The organism is Streptomyces acidiscabies, assembly GCF_020010905.1.
In the GTDB taxonomy this organism is placed as follows: Bacteria; Actinomycetota; Actinomycetes; order Streptomycetales; family Streptomycetaceae; genus Streptomyces; species Streptomyces acidiscabies.
The window spans coordinates 2753456-2770097 of sequence record NZ_JAGJBY010000001.1; the positions used below are offsets into that span (position 1 = coordinate 2753456).

A 16642-nucleotide genomic window follows, 5' to 3' on the forward strand; every position below is an offset into this window, starting at 1 on the left:
GATCGAGCCAGGCCTCGGCCGCGTCCCCGGAGAACGACGGCGACGTGCTCAGAGCTTCGCACCCCGCTTGACCTGCGGCTTCGGCAGGCGGAGCCGACGAACCTGGAGGGAGCGCATGAGCGCGTACGGCACGGCGCCCTTGTGGGACTCCTCGGGGAAGCGGGCCGTGAGCTGCTTGCGCAGCCGGAAGCTGATGACGACCGAGTCGAGCACGATCAGCACGATCAGGACCAGCCACAGCAGCAGCGAGAGCGTCTGGAGCTCGGCGACGCGGACGATGCTCAGCGCGAGGATCACGACGGCCATCGGCAGGAACGTCTCCGCGACGTTCAGCCGGGAGTCGATGTAGTCGCGGGTGAACTTGCGGACCTTGCCCTGGTCGCGCGCGGGCAGGTAGCGCTCGTCGCCACCGGCGAGGGCCTCGCGCTGCTTGTCCAGCTGACGCCGGCGCTCCTCGCGCTGGCGCTTCGCCGCCTCCTTCCGCGTCATCGGCGTGTTGGAGACGCTGCGGCGCTGGGAGCGGGCCTCACTGCGCTTCGGCGTGGGCCGGCCCTTGGGGGCCTGCGGGTCTCGGGTCTGCGTGGAGTCGGTCAGCGACGCCTCGTCGGCGGCGGCCTTCTCGTCCTTGGTGGAGCGGCTACGGAACACAAAACCCAAGGGTAAGCGTTCCGGACGCATGGACCCCAGTCGGGCGGGGAACGATCCGGCAACGCCGGTCGTCTTGTAAGCAAGGGGTTCACCTACTCCTTACGCCGGACCGGGGGCGGACACAGTCGTCCTTGGGGAGGAGCGCATCCGTCCCGGAACAGTGCGTCAATGGAGGCAGGGCCCGTACTGTGGGTTCTGTCGCAGATCGTGAGCTGGAGACTGTCAGAAGGGGGCGCGCGAAGCCCATGAGCGGTGTCATGAAGCGTATGGGGATGATCTTCCGCGCGAAGGCGAACAAAGCCCTTGACCGGGCCGAGGACCCGCGCGAAACCCTCGATTACTCGTATCAGAAGCAGCTGGAGCTGCTCCAGAAGGTCCGCCGGGGCGTGGCCGACGTCGCCACCTCCCGCAAGCGGCTGGAGCTCCAGCTCAACCAGTTGCAGTCCCAGTCGTCCAAGCTGGAGGACCAGGGCCGCAAGGCGCTCGCCCTCGGCCGTGAGGACCTCGCCCGCGAGGCGCTGTCCCGCCGCGCCGCGCTCCAGCAGCAGGTCACCGACCTGGAGACGCAGCACTCCACGCTCCAGGGCGAGGAGGAGAAGCTCACCCTCGCGGCCCAGCGGCTCCAGGCCAAGGTGGACGCCTTCCGTACGAAGAAGGAGACCATCAAGGCGACGTACACCGCCGCGCAGGCCCAGACCCGCATCGGCGAGGCGTTCTCCGGCATCTCCGAGGAGATGGGGGACGTCGGCCTCGCGATCCAGCGCGCCGAGGACAAGACCGCACAGCTCCAGGCCCGAGCGGGCGCACTGGACGAGCTGCTGGCCTCGGGTGCCCTCGACGACCCCACGGGCCTCGCCAAGGACGACATCCAGACCGAGCTGGACCGTCTCTCCGGTGGTACTGATGTAGAGCTGGAACTCCAGCGCATGAAGGCCGAACTGGCTGGGGGCCCGTCCGCCTCCCAGCAGGCCATCGAAGGCGGCGCGAGCCAGTCCCAGCCCCAACAACAGCCACAGGACACCCCCCGCTTCGACAAGCAGTAGGGGTCACGCCAAGGAGGTCGTCATGATCGTACGGATCATGGGTGAGGGCCAACTGGAACTCTCGGAGTCCCACCTCCCAGCCCTGAACAAACTGGACGACGACCTCCTGACGGAACTCGAATCCGCCGACGAACAGGCGTTCCGCCACACGCTGACGGCCCTCCTGAACGAGGTCCGCCGCCTGGGCACACCGCTCCCGGACGACGCCCTGGAACCCTCGGACCTGATCCTCCCCGCCCCGGACGCAACTCTCGAAGAGGTCCGAGCGATGCTGAACGACGACGGCCTGATCCCAGGCTGACGGAACCGGGTCCGAGGGGTTCCCGCCCTAGAGCGCCGAGGGCGAGCCCCCTCACGCCTTCGCCCCCGGCGGCCTCTCCTCCCCGAACACCCACGGCGCCAGCACCACGAGCCACCCGTCCGGATCCTCGAAGAGAACGGCTCCGTGCTGGTCCCAGTAGGGATTGGCGGGCGCGACCGGAGCATGCCCATGCTCAGCGAGCCGCGCAGCCGCCGTGGCCACCGCCTCCGGCCCTCGCAGATACAGCACCAGCTGGTTCTCAGGGTGCGCCTCAGGAATCCGAGGCGGCTCCCCGTACTGCAACAGCTCCATGTTCACGGGCGCACCGGGCAACCCCAGCACGACCCCGTCGTACCCACTGTGCCCCCGCCACTCCGCGAGCACAGGCAGCCCGAGGGCGTCCCGGTAGAACACGAGAACGTCGTCGTAGTGGGCAGTGGGCCGAGCGAACCGCACGGCGCCGACGTCGAGGTGGGAGGGCCAGGTGTGAGTCATGGGGGCATGGTCACACGGGCTGGTGGGGGCCTGGATCGGGCTGCGGCAGTAGCCGGCGGAGAGAGGGGCCTAGGACTTACGACACAGGTGACTGGTCCGCCGCGTGGGCGCGACCAGTCACGACGAACCCGCCCCGCACCTGAAAAGCTACGGCCACCGTCGTTCTTTTAGGGGCGCGGGGAACTGCGCGAGCAACCACAGATCACCCGCACCCGCCCTACTTCCTGAGCCCGCAGGACCATCGACGCAGCGCGCACTCGAAAAGCGACGGCGACCGTCGTTCTTTTAGGGGCGCGGGGAACTGCGCGACCAGCCACCGACAACCCGCACCCGACCCCAAACCGAACCCACCCCCACCACCCCCGATGACGCCCCACCCACCCCCGCCGTACCTTGGCAGCGTGAGCCCACGCACACGAACCCTCGACCGAGCCCGCGGTGGCCTCAAAGCGCACCCCCTCGCCCTCGACGCCGCCCTCGCAGCCGGCGTCCTCGTGTGCATGCTCGCCGGCAGCTTCGTGGAGCCGCATGGCGACCGAGGAGTCAGCTGGGGCGTCAGCACCCCCGACCCCCTGAGCCTCCTCCTCATGACCCTCGGCGCCATCGCCCTGATCTTCAGGCGCCGCTCCCCGATCAGGGTCCTCGCGGCAACCTCCGGCGTCTCCCTCACGGAGTGCCTGACGGCCGGCGACCCCAGGGCACCCGTAGTCATGTCAGCGGTGATCGCCCTCTTCACAGTCGCCGCCTCCACAGACCGCTCGACCACCCTCCGCCTCGGCATCCTCACCGTCACGGTCCTCACCGGCGCCGCGATGCTGGCCGGCCCCCTGCCCTGGTACGCCCAGGAAAACCTCGGCGTCTTCGCCTGGACCGGCATCGGAGCGACGGCCGGAGACGCCGTACGCAGCAGGCGGGCCATGGTCCAGGCGATCAGGGACCGAGCGGAGAGAGCGGAACGCACCCGGGAGGAGGAGGCCCGCAGAAGGGTCGCTGAGGAACGCCTGAGGATCGCCCGGGACCTGCACGACGTGGTCGCGCACCACATCGCCCTGGTGAACGTCCAGGCAGGAGTAGCAGCACACGTCATGGACAAGCGCCCCGACCAGGCAAAGGAAGCCCTGGCCCACGTCCGTGAGGCAAGCCGCTCGGCGCTGAACGAACTCCGCGCGACAGTGGGCCTGTTGAGGCAATCCGGCGACCCGGAGGCCCCCACAGAACCGGCCCCCGGCCTGGGCCGCCTGGACGAACTGGCCGACACCTTCCGCAACGCAGGCCTCAAGGTCGAGGTAGCAAGAGCGGACCAGGACACCACCCTCCCCGCAGCCGTGGACCTCGCCGCGTACCGAGTAATCCAGGAAGCCCTGACGAACGTACAGAAACACGCGGGCCCCACCGCAAAGGCGGAAGTCAGCGTCGTACGAGTAGGCCCGAACGTAGAAATCACGGTCCTGGACAACGGCACACCCCCGGACAACCAACCCGCCGAGACGGGCGGCGGCCACGGCCTCCTCGGCATGAGGGAACGCGTCTCCGCGCTCAGAGGAACCCTCACCACCGGCCCCCGCTACGGCGGCGGCTTCCGCGTCCATGCGATCCTGCCGGTCAAGACGACCAGCAAGGCGGAGAACTCCCTATGACACCGATCCGGGTCCTGCTCGCCGACGACCAGGCACTGCTCCGCAGCGCGTTCCGCGTGCTCGTGGACTCGGAACCGGACATGCAGGTCGTGGGCGAGGCGTCGGACGGCGCGGAGGCGGTACGCCTGGCGAAGGAGGAACGCGCGGACGTCGTCCTGATGGACATCCGCATGCCCGGCACGGACGGCCTCGCGGCGACGAGGATGATCAGCGCCGATCCCACGCTCGCACACGTCAGGGTCGTGATACTGACGACCTTCGAGGTGGACGACTACGTCGTGCAGTCCCTCAGGGCGGGCGCCTCAGGCTTCCTCGGCAAGGGCAGCGAACCGGAGGAACTCCTCAGCGCGATCCGCGTAGCGGCAGGCGGCGAGGCACTCCTCTCCCCGGCCGCGACGAAGGGCCTGATCGCGAGGTTCCTCGCCCAGGGCGACGACGACCCGGGCGACCCGGTCCGCGCGGCCCGCCTGGAAGCGCTGACCGTCCGAGAGCGCGAGGTCCTGGTCCAGGTCGCCGGAGGCCACTCGAACGACGAGATCGCCGAGCGGCTCGAAGTCAGCCCGCTGACCGTGAAAACGCACGTCAACCGGGCCATGGCCAAGCTCGGCGCCCGCGACCGCGCCCAACTCGTCGTCATCGCCTACGAGTCGGGCCTGGTACGCCCAAGGGTGGAGTGACGTTCGTACGGTCGTACTGCGGCCGGAGTATGCGGCGGATAAGGAACGGGACCTCGGGGCTACAGAACGGCCCCCGGTGATGGACCAGGGTGGGAGTCACCGGCTCCTTGCCACCCACAGGCCCACTTCTGCCGCTCACAGAAGAGAGAACTCCCGCCCATGTCCTGGCTGTCCAGGTTCAGCCTCGCCCAACGCGCCCTGATCGGGCTGATGTCGCTGGTCGCGCTCGTCTTCGGGCTGATCGCGATACCCCAGCTCAAACAGCAGCTCCTGCCCACCATCGAACTCCCCATGGTGTCGGTGATCGCGCCGTACCAGGGCGCCTCTCCCGACGTCGTGGAGAAGCAGGTCGTCGAGCCGATCGAGAACAACCTCGAAGGCGTCGACGGCATCACCGGCGTCACCTCCACCGCGAGCGAGGGCAACGCCGTCATCATGGCGTCCTTCGACTACGGCAACGACACGAAGCGCATCGTCGCCGACGTCCAGCAGGCCGTGAACCGCGCCCGCGCGGGGCTGCCGGACGCCGTCGACCCGCAGGTCGTCGCGGGGTCCACGGACGACATCCCGACGGTCGTCCTCGCCGTCACCTCCGCCAAGGACCAGCAGGCCCTCGCCGACCAGCTCGACTCGACGGTGGTCCCCGCGCTGCGGGACATCGACGGCGTCGGCCAGGTCACCGTGACCGGCGTACGCGACCTGCGGGTCACGATCACGCCGGACGACGCGAAGCTCGCGGCGGCCGGTCTGAACGTCCAGTCCCTCGCGAAGGCCCTCCAGGCGGGCGGCGTCACGCTGCCGGGCGGCTCCTTCGACGAGGCGGGCGCGAACCGGACGGTCCAGATCGGCGGCGGTTATACGTCGGTCCGGCAAATAGCTGATCTGCGTATCCCCGTTCCCGGCAAGGCCCCGGTCAAGGTCGCGGACATCGCTGCCGTCCGCGAGGCGGAGGCCCCCGCCGACTCCATCACCCGCACCGACGGCAAGCCCAGCCTCGCCGTATCCGTCACGATGGCCCACGACGGCAGCGCGGTCACCGTCTCCAACGCCGTCGAGGACAAGCTCCCCGCGCTGCGCAAGGACCTCGGCGCCGAGATCACCGTCGTCAGCGACCAGGGTCCGGCCGTCTCCAAGTCCATCAAGGGCCTGACCACCGAAGGCGGGCTCGGCCTGCTCTTCGCGGTCATCGTGATCCTCGTCTTCCTCGCGTCGATCCGTTCGACGCTGGTCACGGCGGTCTCGATCCCGCTGTCCGTGGTGCTCGCGCTGATCGTCCTGTGGACCCGCGACCTGTCGCTCAACATGCTCACGCTCGGCGCGCTGACCATCGCGATCGGCCGGGTCGTCGACGACTCGATCGTGGTCCTGGAGAACATCAAACGGCACCTCGGCTACGGCGAGGAGCGCCAGACGGCGATCCTGACCGCCGTCCGCGAGGTCGCGGGCGCGGTGACGTCGTCGACGCTCACCACCGTCGCCGTGTTCCTGCCGATCGGGCTGGTCGGGGGCATGGTCGGCGCACTCTTCGGCTCCTTCAGCCTGACGGTGACGGCGGCCCTGCTCGCGTCGCTGCTGGTGTCGCTCACCGTCGTCCCCGTCATGTCGTTCTGGTTCCTGCGCGCCCCCAAGGGCACCCCCGAGGACGCGGCCGAGGCGCGCCGCATCGCGGAGGAGAAGGAGGAGAACAGCAGGCTTCAGAAGGCGTACGTCCCTGTCCTGCGGTTCGCGACCCGTCGCCGTCTGACGAGCGTGGCCATCGCGGTCGTCGTCCTGCTCGGCACCTTCGGCATGGCGCCGCTGCTCAAGACGAACTTCTTCGACCAGGGCGAGCAGCAAGTCCTCACCGTCAAGCAGGAGTTGAAGCCGGGTACGAGCCTGGCGGCCACCGACGCCGAGGCGAAGAAGGTCGAGGCGCTGCTCGCCGACACCGAGGGCGTCAAGGACTACCAGGTCACCATCGGGTCCTCCGGGTTCCTTGCGGCGTTCGGCGGCGCGACCGACAGCAACCAGGCGTCGTACCAGGTCATGCTGGAGGACTCCGCGTCGTACGACACCGTCCAGAAGCGCGTCGAGGACGGCATCAAGAAGCTCGACGGCGCTGGGACGGTCACCGTCTCCGCCGGGGACGGGTTCGGGGCGCAGGACCTCAGCGTCGTCGTGAAGGCGTCGGACGGGGACACGCTGCGCACGGCGTCGGAGGAGGTGCGCAAGGCGGTGGCGTCGCTGGACGACGTCACGGACGTCACGAGCGACCTCTCGCAGAGCGTGCCGCGGATCTCGGTGAAGGCGAATGCGAAGGCTGCCGCCGCCGGCTTCGACGACCAGTCGCTCGGCATGGCCGTCGCGCAGGCCGTACGCGGTACGACGGCTGCCAAGGCCGTTCTCGACGACACCGAGCGCGACGTCGTGATCACGTCGGCGAAACCGGCGAAGACGCTGGCGGAGCTTCGGTCTCTGTCGCTGGGTGCGGTGAAGCTCGGTGACGTGGCGACCGTCCAGGTCGTCGACGGCCCGGTCTCCATGACCCGCATCGACGGCCAGCGCGCCGCGACGATCACGGCGAAGCCGACCGGCGACAACACGGGCGCGGTCAGCACGGCCCTCCAGTCGAAGATCGACGCCCTGAAGCTCCCCGAGGGCGCCCGCGCCGAGATCGGCGGAGTCTCCTCCGACCAGGACAGCGCGTTCAAGAACCTCGGTCTGGCGATGCTGGCGGCGATCGCGATCGTCTTCATGCTGCTGGTGGCGACGTTCCGCTCATTGGTTCAGCCACTGATCCTCTTGGTCTCGATCCCGTTCGCGGCAACGGGAGCGATCGGCCTGCTCCTGATCACCGGCACCCCGATGGGAGTCCCGGCGATGATCGGCATGCTGATGCTGATAGGCATCGTGGTCACGAACGCGATCGTCCTGATCGACCTGATCAACCAGTACCGCTCCCAGGGATACGGCGTGGTCGAGGCGGTAGTAGAGGGTGGCCGCCACCGCCTGCGCCCGATCCTGATGACGGCCCTGGCGACGATCTTCGCCCTACTCCCGATGGCCCTGGGAGTAACCGGCGAGGGCGGCTTCATCTCACAACCGCTCGCGGTGGTGGTGATCGGCGGCTTGATCACATCGACGCTGCTGACGTTGCTGTTGGTACCGACGCTGTACGCGATGCTCGAACTCCGCAAGGAACGGCGAGCGGCGAAGAAGGCGGCGAAGAACGGTGAAGCGGCGGATCCTGTGAAGGAACCCGAGCCCGCGGGAGTCTGATCGTCTCCCGGTGTCCCCTCCCTCACAGGGTTTCCTTATCCTGTGACCTGGTACGACTCTGCGGGGGAGGGGAACAAGGCGTGGCGCTGCACGAAGGCGACCCCGAGAAGCTCGGTGAGTACCAGATCGTCGACCGGCTCGGGGCCGGGGGCATGGGCGTCGTCTACCGCGCCCGGTCCCGTTCCGGGCGTGAAGTCGCCGTCAAGGTCGTCCATAACCAGTACGCCTCCGACGCCGTGTTCCGCGCCAGGTTCCGTCAGGAGATCGCCGCCGCCCGCAAGGTCAGCGGCGCGTTCACGGCAGCCGTCGTCGATGCGGATCCCGATGCCGGTCGGCCCTGGATGGCGACCCAGTACGTACCCGGCCGTGCTCTGTCCGCCCGCGTGCGGGACGACGGCCCCCTGCGCGGCACCGAACTCCGGCGGCTCGCGCTCGGGCTCGTGGAGGCGTTGCGGGACATTCACCGGGCCGGAGTCGTGCACCGGGACCTGAAGCCCGCGAACGTGCTGATGGCCGACGACGGCCCCCGCGTCATCGACTTCGGCATCTCCCGCGCCGCCGAGAACCAGCAACTCACCGAGACCGGCCACATGATGGGCACACCCCCGTTCATGTCCCCGGAGCAGCTCACGGACGCGCGCACCGTCGGCCCGGCGTCGGACGTGTTCTCCCTCGCCGCCCTCCTGACGTTCGCGGCGACCGGCAAGGGCCCCTTCGACGCGGACAGCCCGTACATCGCGGCGTACCAGGTCCTCACCGACCCCCCGGACCTGTCCGGCGTACCCGAGGCCCTCCACGGAACCCTGGTCCGCTGCCTGGCGAAGGACCCGGCGGAACGCCCCACCCTCGACGCCCTCGCCCCCATCCTCGCGACGGCGCTGCCGGACGAGGACGGTCTGGACGACATGCCGACGGTCCTGCACCGCCCGCTGAATCCGGTACCGACACAGCCCCCGCCACCCCCCGCCAGGAGCCGCAGAACCCCCCTGCTGGCCGGCATAGCCGGTGCCCTCGCCATCGCGCTCGGCGCCTTCCTGGTCCCGCAGTTCAAGAAGGACGACGCGAAACCGAACCCGTCCCCGTCACCGACTCGCTGGGAGGCCGTCCCCACCGGCTGGCGCCCCTGGCAGACGACCGTGTTCGCGACGGCAGCGGCAGGCCTGGCACAGGCGTCGAAGCCGAACAACGACGGCTACAAGTACCCGTCCTGCGCCCTGGACACCGGCTCCGTCTACTGCGCGGGCGCCGGCACCTTCCCCGTCCGCATCGACACCGCGACCGGCCGCACCCTGTGGCGCATCGACCCCCTGCCCCCCGGCGCCCCGATCGAGGACTACAACGCCGACGTCATCGGCGTACACGACGGCGTCCTCCTAGTGAACGAGTCGACCGCCAGCGAGGACAGACTCGTCGCGTACGCCACCACCGACGGCGAACGCCTGTGGACCCGCAGCGTCGGCGAGCGGTACGCCCAGCCGACCCTGGTCGGCGACCTGGTCCTCGTACCGGACGGCGGAACCGTCACGGCCCGCACCCCGAAGGACGGCAAGGCCCGCTGGAGTACGACGCTCCCCTTCGACTACGGCTGCGATTTCCGCGTCGGCTTCATGGAGTGCACGAACTACCACACAGCGTCCGGCACGGACCGCCAACTCCTCACGCTGGACCCGGCCGACGGCACGACCCGCCGCCTGAGTTCGGCCCCGCCGGTCAACTCCGAGTACGCCGGTCTCCTCGACGGCCGTCCCGTGTACGTCGCGGTGCGCAAGGACTCCCTCTACGCGAAGGTCCTGGTCATCGACCTGAAGGCGGACACGGTCCGGACGACGGACCTGGCGGAGCCGCAGGAGGGCGCCGTGGCTCTGGCGCACGGCGCCCTGACGTTCGCGGCGACGAGCGGCCGGGTGACGGCGGTATCGCCCCTCACCGGCAAGCGCCTCTGGCAGACGGCGACCAGCCTGGAACGCCCCGGAGGAGCCGTCCCCGACACCCGCGGCGCCTTCTTCCTCACGACCGCGAGCGGCAGGGCGGCGGCACTGGACGCCCGCACCGGCACGCTCCTGTGGGAGACCCGCCCCCGCGCGACCGTCGGGAGCCTGATCTCCGGCATGCCCACCCCCGCGCTGCTCGACAGGGGCGCGCTCCTGGTCGTGACCCCCGAGGGCACCCTCTTCAGCATCGACCCCGCGCACCCCGGAGCGTGACCCCACCGGCTGCGGTCCGCTGACCGGAACTAGCCTCAACAGCTCCGCCCGAACATGCCACGCTCATGCGGACAGTCCCGCACCACGGGGACCGGGCAGAAGGCTCTGGCGGCAAGCTCGTACCTGATGGTGCCGTCGAGCGACGCCCTGAACCCGCGAGTTCCTCTTTCCGACCAGAAAGCAGGGTAGTCGCATGGCAAATCTACGCCGCCTGATGACGTCCGCCGCGCTCGCGGCCATGCTCGTCGCCGCACCGGCCCTCGGCCTCTCCGCCCCGGCCACGGCAGCCCCCACGAAGACCGCCGCGATCCAGGTCTCCGCGTTCGGCTCCTCCATCGGCTCCGCGAGAAACGCGGACGGCAGACTGGCGCTCTTCGGCACCAACAGCGCCGACAACATCTGGTACCGCACGCAGACCAGCATCGGCGGTGCGTGGAACGCGTGGACCCAGTTCGACGGCGCGCTCCGCTCGATCGCGGCGGAGACGAACGCGGACGGCCGGATCGAGGTCTTCGGCGTCAACAGCGCGGGCAATGTGTGGCACCGCTCGCAGGTCACCCCCGGCGGCGCGTGGTCGGCGTGGGTCCAGTTCGACGGCGCGCTGACATCGATCGCGGCGGCGCGCAACGCGGACGGCCGGTTGCAGATCTTCGGCTCGAACAGCGCGGGTCAGATCTGGACGAGGACGCAGGCGTCGATCGGGAGTGCTGCCTGGTCGAGTTGGGTCCAGTTGGACGGCGGTCTGGCGCAGGTGGCTGCGGAGACGAACGCGGACGGCAGGATCGAGCTGTTCGGCGTCAACAGCGCGGGGAACGTGTGGCACCGGTCGCAGGTGACCCCGGGTGGAGCGTGGTCGGCGTGGGTGCAGTTCGACGGGGCGTTGGACTCGATCGCGGCGGCGCGCAATGCGGACGGGCGGTTGCAGATCTTCGGTTCGAACAGTGCGGGTCAGGTGTGGACGCGGTCGCAGGTGAGCATTGGCGGCGCGTGGACGAGTTGGGTGCAGCTTGATGGCGGGCTGACGCAGGTCGCGGCGGAGACGAACGCGGACGGCAGGATCGAGCTGTTCGGCGTCAACAGCGCCGGGAACGTGTGGCACCGCTCGCAGGCGAGCCCGGGTGGAGCGTGGTCGAGCTGGGTCCAGTTCGACGGCGCGCTGAGGCCGTAGAGGAAGCGGGGCAGTGCTGTGAGGGCACTGCCCCGTGTCCGGCTATGCCTCTCATGGGTGGCACCGGAAATCCCTTGCCCCATAGAACACGTGTGCGTACGCTGAGTCAGCGCTGAGCGGATCTTGACCAGTTCTGTTCGTGTGTTGGGTAGTTGGCGACCGGGGGGCCGGTGTCGTCGGGGTGGATTCCTTGACGTGATGCCGTGTGTCGTCTGTCCGTGCCCCTCGTTCGCTTCGTTGTTGTGACGCGATGTGACCGGGGGGTTTCTGTGCGTTCCAGACCTGTTGTTTCTCTGCCTCACAGACGTGGGTTGTCCACGCGGCTGACTCTTCTGCTGGGTGCTGCCGCGACGTTGGTGTCGTTGGTCGTGCGGCCCGAACTCGCCGTGGCGGATACGGCTGTGGCGAGTTCGAGTGATCGACCGGACGACTGGTTCGAGACGACGGCCGATGAGCAACTGCGGTTCGACCAGTGCCTGATGAACGATGCCGTGCGGCTGGGCGGTCGGCAGATGCACGACTTCGCGCAGGGCGCGCTGAACCAGACGCCGGAGAAGTTGCGTGAGATGGCGACGCTGGACGGGACGTTCCGGGGTCCGCTAAGTCAGGCGAACGACAAGGACAAGGCAGCTCACGAGCGGGATGTGAAGCGCTGGGACACCGTCATGAAGGGGTGGGAGGCCCCGGCTCAGGGTCTGGAGACGCCGGGCGGGTTCGCTTCGAGTGCCGATTTCGAGGAAGTGCCCCACTACACCGACGAGGGCGGGGACTTCTACGACCGGACGGGCCTGGGGAACTGGGCTGCCGCTGTCGACTGGGTCAGGACGTTCAACTTCTACGACCCGACCACGGCCCCTGATGCCGCTACGGCGCGGGCCGTCAAGGATCTCGGCACCCCGCTCTACGGTGAGTATTACGGTGGGGGAGACCGTCCCTACTACGAGCACCGGGCGTTCGATTATCTGACCAGCAGCTCCGACAACGGGAGTTCCGACGACGCTCGGATCTTCCTCGCCTCGGGCGGCTGGCCCGCGACCGCGCCCGAGCCGGGGACGGCGGAGTATCGCATCGCGGTGGAGGATCTGAAGACCCGGTTCGCCGCGTGCACATGGCGCGATCCCGTCGATCCGAACATGGTGCTGCGCGACGCGCGGAGCACGGCGGCGGCGGAGTGGCAGCAGGAGATCGCCTCCCAGGCCGTCCAGCGCAACCAGATCCTGACCGCCGGCCGGGAGGCCACCCAGGCGCTGGTCACGGGTGCCGAGACGATGGCGGATCTGCTGGGTCAGTCCTGGGTCGCCGACCACCTCGCGCGCTGGCAGGACTACTGGAGCCCGGGTGGTGTCGGTCCGATCGGGGACGCGCCGGTGGTCGTCCAGGTGGAGGCGGCCAAGGGCAAGTGCCTGGACGTCGCGAACGCGGGGACGGCCAACGGCACTCCCGTACAGCTCACCACCTGCAACAAGAGCGCTGCGCAGAGCTGGCAGCTCCTCGGCCGCGTCGACGGGTACTCCCTGTGGAACCCGAACGCGATGAAGTGCCTGGACGTGTCGGGCAGCAATCCGGCCAACGGTACGAAGATCCAGATCTACACGTGCAACAGCAGCCCGGCGCAGCAGTGGAAGTTCAATGTCCGTGCCGGGGGCGAGCTGCGCAATGTCGTCACGGACAAGTGCCTGGACCTTGCGAACTTCACCAACGGGACCGACGCCCGTCTGTGGGCCTGCACCGGGGGCAACTCGCAGAAGTTCCGCGTCGTCCCCACGCAGCAGACCGGCAAGGTCCCGCCGACGGCCCAGTTCGACCAGGCCAAGCGGGGAATCACGGCGGCTCAGGCGCAGGCGAAGAAGCAACTCGCAGTTCTGAAGGCCCAGTTGGAGGCCGCGAGGAAGTCCGCAACCACGTCCGACGCCGCTGTGCAGGCCGTGTACGGAATCGCTGACGCGGCGGGTGCCCCGCGTGGCCGTGGTCTCCTGGCCGCTCAGCAGAAGGCGCAGGTCACCAACGGTGTCGTGGCCGCGCTGACGGCGATGGTGAAGGCGGGGGAGACCGCCGAGGCGGCCACGCGTGCCTCCGGCGCGGACAGCCAGACCATCGCACAGCGAGCGCTCGCGCAGGCCGCGCAGTCGAAGGCGGAGTTCCGCCGAGAGGCCGCGCGCACGGCGGAGTTGCAGGCGAAGGCCGCTGCGGATGCCGCGAAGCTGCACCGGGACAACGCGAAGAAGGACAAGGAGACCGCCGAGGCGAAGCTCGCGGTCGCGCTCAAGGCCGAGGGGGACGCCAAGGCCGCCGCCGCTGACGCGCGGGCCAAGCGGCTCGGCGCCGAGGCGGAGGAGAAGACGGCGCTCGCGGAGCAGAAGAACGCCGCCGCGAAGCAGGCCGAGGCGAACCAGCTCAAGGAGACGGCGCAGACCGAGGCGGCTGCCGCGCAGTCCTCCCGTCAGCAGGCCGAGGCCGCCGAGACGACGGCTTCCGCTCGCCGGGACGATGCGGTCAAGGCGCGGGACAACGCCAAGACCAAGCGCGACGACGCGTGGGAGGCGGAACAGAAGGCCGACGCTCTGCGGGCGAAGGCGGATGCGAAGGAGGCGTACGCGCAGTCGCTGGACGCCGGGGACGCCGCGACCGCCGCTCGTACCGCCGCCGATGAGGCCGACCGGCATGCCGGGGACGCGGAAGCGGCGGCGGGCCGGGCCCGTACGGCCGCTGATGCCGCCACCCAGGCTGCGGCTGACGCCGATGCCGCCGCGACCCGTGCCGAGGCTGCGGCCAAGCGGGTCGGTGCGAACGCGGACGGTGCTCAGGCGGCGAAGCTGCGGGCCGACGCTGCGGTGAAGACGGCGACCTCGGCTGTCGCGGATGCCATCGAGGCCGCCCGGCATGCCGCCGAGGAGGCTGACGCGGCTGTCGCTCAGGCCGCGAAGGCGGAGGCGCTGGCTCGTACGGCGAAGTCCGAAGCGAACGGGGCTCGCGACGAGGCCGCCAAGGCGGTCGCCGCCTCCGCGAAGGCTGCCGGGTTCGCGTACGTCACGGCTCAGGCCGCCGCCGATGCCGGCGCGGCTGCCGCGCAGGTCGCCGACCCCGCCAACGACGCCATCCAGATCGGCTCCGCCTACCAGGAGAAGGACTCCGTCGCCTCCCTGGTCGTCCTGACCGGCCAGGCGTCCAAGACGATCGCCGAACAGCAGAAGGCCGTCGCCGACGCCCACGCCAAGAACGCCGCAGCCGAGGCCGCAGCCGCGAAGAACCTCGCCGAACAGGCGAAGGGCGACACCAAACAGGCGTACGTCCACGCCGCGAACGCCGCCGGATACGCGGCGACGGCCCGCGCCTACGCCACCGAGGCCCTCGGCTACTCGGCGGACGCGGCCAAGGCCGCCGCAGCGGCATCCACATCCCTGACCCGCACAGTCGAGTACGACCGCCAGGCCACGGCGGACGCATCTGCCGCCGACGCCGCCGCAGGCCGGGCCGAGGGGTACGCCACCTCCGCCCGCGCCTCCGCCGACCAGGCGGCCCTCGACGCCTCCGACGCACGGGCCGCCGCGGCTCAGGCGGAACAGGCGGCGAAAGACGCCCGCGCTGCCGCCGACCGCGCAGATGTGGCCGCGACCGAGGCGGAACAGGCTGCGAAGGACGCGGACAAGTACGCCAAGGAGGCGCAGGAAGCGGCCGACTCAGCTGAGCGGAAGGGCGCCAACGAGCAGGTCAAGAGCGGGGCAGGAACCGGACTCGGCGGCATCTTCTACGTCGTTGACGAGAACGACGTCGAGGTCACCGACGCCAAGCAGGACAACCTCTGCGAGCTTCCGCCGGGCATCGGCACGAGCTGCACCGTCACCTTCATTTTCACCTTCGACGCGAAGGTCGACTTCTACCTCTGCACCAACCCGGACGTCCCCGCCACGGAGTCCGGCTGCCCGACCGCCGACACGGTCTTCCTGTCCACCCAGCCCTACAAGGGTCTGACCAAGAAGGTGACCCGCACCTTCAGCCAACTCGACATCCTCAAGGGACTCATCGAGACCTACCTCACGATCGGCAAGGAAATCCTGGTCCAGGACTTCATCGACTGCTGGCACGGCAGCGCGGGGGGTTGCGCCTGGGCGGCGTCGAACTTCATTCCGGGGAAGGCGTTCGAGAAGATCGCTGAAGGGATCCGGGCGCTGGATGCGGCGATGCATACGGGTGTCGGTGTCGCGGACGCGTTCAAGGCGCTTAAGGCATTGGACGGCATCGACCCTGTGACGCTGGCCAAGATCGAGGTCAGCGTGAACGCTTACGAGGACGTCATCACGACATGCAAGGTCAACAGCTTTCCCGGTGATACTCCCGTGCTGATGGCCGACGGCACTCGTAGAGCGATCCGTGACGTCCGTGAGGGGGAAAAGGTCATGGCCGCCGACCCCTTGACCGGGCGGCTGCGGGCCGAGCCCGTTACCGATACGTTCCAGCACGACACCGACCGGCTGGTGACCATCAACCTGGTCGGGGGCAGCAGCCTGGACACCACAGTCGGTCACAAGGTACGTACAGCCGGGCGAGGGTGGGTCCTTGCCGCTGAACTGCGTGTCGACGACCGGTTGATCAGCCCGGACGGGACGTTCCACGCTGTCACAGGCATACGCGACCGATCCCTGCTTGCACCGCGTCAGGTGTACGACCTCACCGTGGACGGCCTCCACACGTTCTACGTGCGCACCAAGGGGGGTGGAGCAGCGGACGTGATGGTTCACAACTGTCTGAACCTGGGCGACGAGGACCTCAAGACCTTGGAGAGGTACAAGGACGAGATCCACACGCTTAGGGAGCACGTGAACCCGGACGTGGACACGGCGTTCGCACTCGCCCAGCGGAAGGGCAAACCCAACACCGTCTGGACTAACCAAGACATCGCTCAGCAGGCTGTGGACCGGGTCGTGGGTGACTACTTCAGCAAGCGGGCCGCGAACGGCCAGAAGGTCTTCGACCACGAGAAATGGCAGAAGTTCCAGAACTGGGCGGCAAAGGCCAGAGATGGTGAGCAGTACCAAACCATCACCGGAACCTGGGATGCCTATCCCTCTTTGGGTAAGCGTTACCACCCTGACGGAAGGACGATCGATGATGCCAGTAACGAGGTCGTGGTGATCCTGATGAAGGTCAAAGGCCACAACGGCCAAGGAAAGTACGGATTCGTCGTCAAAACTGCATACCCGAAGTAGGGCATGA

General features: G+C 69.1%; 10 protein-coding genes. 8 read left to right on the forward strand and 2 right to left on the reverse strand.

Annotation, left to right across the window (positions count from 1 at the left end):
- Window positions 1-48: 48 nt before the first annotated feature.
- The gene (locus J8M50_RS12905) at window positions 49-678 is read right to left on the reverse strand and encodes a DUF3043 domain-containing protein (RefSeq protein WP_075661837.1); all 630 of its coding nucleotides are present in this window, start codon (window positions 676-678) and stop codon (window positions 49-51) included.
- Between the two features lie 215 nt (window positions 679-893).
- On the opposite strand from J8M50_RS12905, the gene J8M50_RS12910 reads away from it, so the two are divergent.
- Window positions 894-1691, forward strand: coding sequence for a PspA/IM30 family protein (locus tag J8M50_RS12910; RefSeq protein WP_075661836.1), 798 nt, complete (start codon window positions 894-896; stop codon window positions 1689-1691).
- A gap of 22 nt (window positions 1692-1713) precedes the next feature.
- Window positions 1714-1992 carry a PspA-associated protein PspAA gene (pspAA, locus tag J8M50_RS12915; protein ID WP_010360671.1) on the forward strand — a complete coding sequence of 93 codons (279 nt, stop codon included), beginning with the start codon at window positions 1714-1716 and terminating at the stop codon, window positions 1990-1992.
- Window positions 1993-2043: 51 nt separating this feature from the next.
- On the opposite strand, the gene J8M50_RS12920 is transcribed toward pspAA, so the two are convergent.
- Window positions 2044-2487: a VOC family protein gene (locus J8M50_RS12920; RefSeq protein ID WP_010360672.1), complete on the reverse strand. Its 444-nt coding sequence runs from the start codon at window positions 2485-2487 to the stop codon at window positions 2044-2046.
- A 365-nt stretch (window positions 2488-2852) separates the two neighbouring features.
- Here J8M50_RS12920 and J8M50_RS12925 point away from each other — a divergent pair, with 365 nt between their 5' ends.
- The 6 genes from J8M50_RS12925 to J8M50_RS12950 all read left to right on the forward strand — a co-directional run bounded on the left by J8M50_RS12925 (window position 2853) and on the right by J8M50_RS12950 (window position 16635).
- Window positions 2853-4124, forward strand: a complete 1272-nt coding sequence (locus J8M50_RS12925; RefSeq protein WP_050987427.1) for a sensor histidine kinase — start codon at window positions 2853-2855, stop codon at window positions 4122-4124.
- Window positions 4121-4801, forward strand: coding sequence for a response regulator (locus J8M50_RS12930; protein ID WP_010360676.1), 681 nt, complete (start codon window positions 4121-4123; stop codon window positions 4799-4801). Before J8M50_RS12925 ends, J8M50_RS12930 begins: the two co-directional genes overlap by 4 nt.
- A gap of 159 nt (window positions 4802-4960) precedes the next feature.
- Window positions 4961-8059, forward strand: coding sequence for an efflux RND transporter permease subunit (locus J8M50_RS12935; protein WP_010360678.1), 3099 nt, complete (start codon window positions 4961-4963; stop codon window positions 8057-8059).
- Window positions 8060-8139: 80 nt separating this feature from the next.
- The gene (locus tag J8M50_RS12940; RefSeq protein WP_010360680.1) at window positions 8140-10263 is read left to right on the forward strand and encodes a protein kinase domain-containing protein; all 2124 of its coding nucleotides are present in this window, start codon (window positions 8140-8142) and stop codon (window positions 10261-10263) included.
- A 193-nt stretch (window positions 10264-10456) separates the two neighbouring features.
- Window positions 10457-11431 (forward strand): PLL family lectin, encoded by a 975-nt coding sequence (locus J8M50_RS12945; RefSeq protein ID WP_100216952.1) that lies wholly within the window; start codon window positions 10457-10459, stop codon window positions 11429-11431.
- A 479-nt stretch (window positions 11432-11910) separates the two neighbouring features.
- Entirely contained in the window at window positions 11911-16635 is a 4725-nt protein-coding gene (locus J8M50_RS12950) for a ricin-type beta-trefoil lectin domain protein (RefSeq protein WP_408996081.1), read from the forward strand.
- The last annotated feature ends 7 nt before the right edge of the window (window positions 16636-16642 follow it).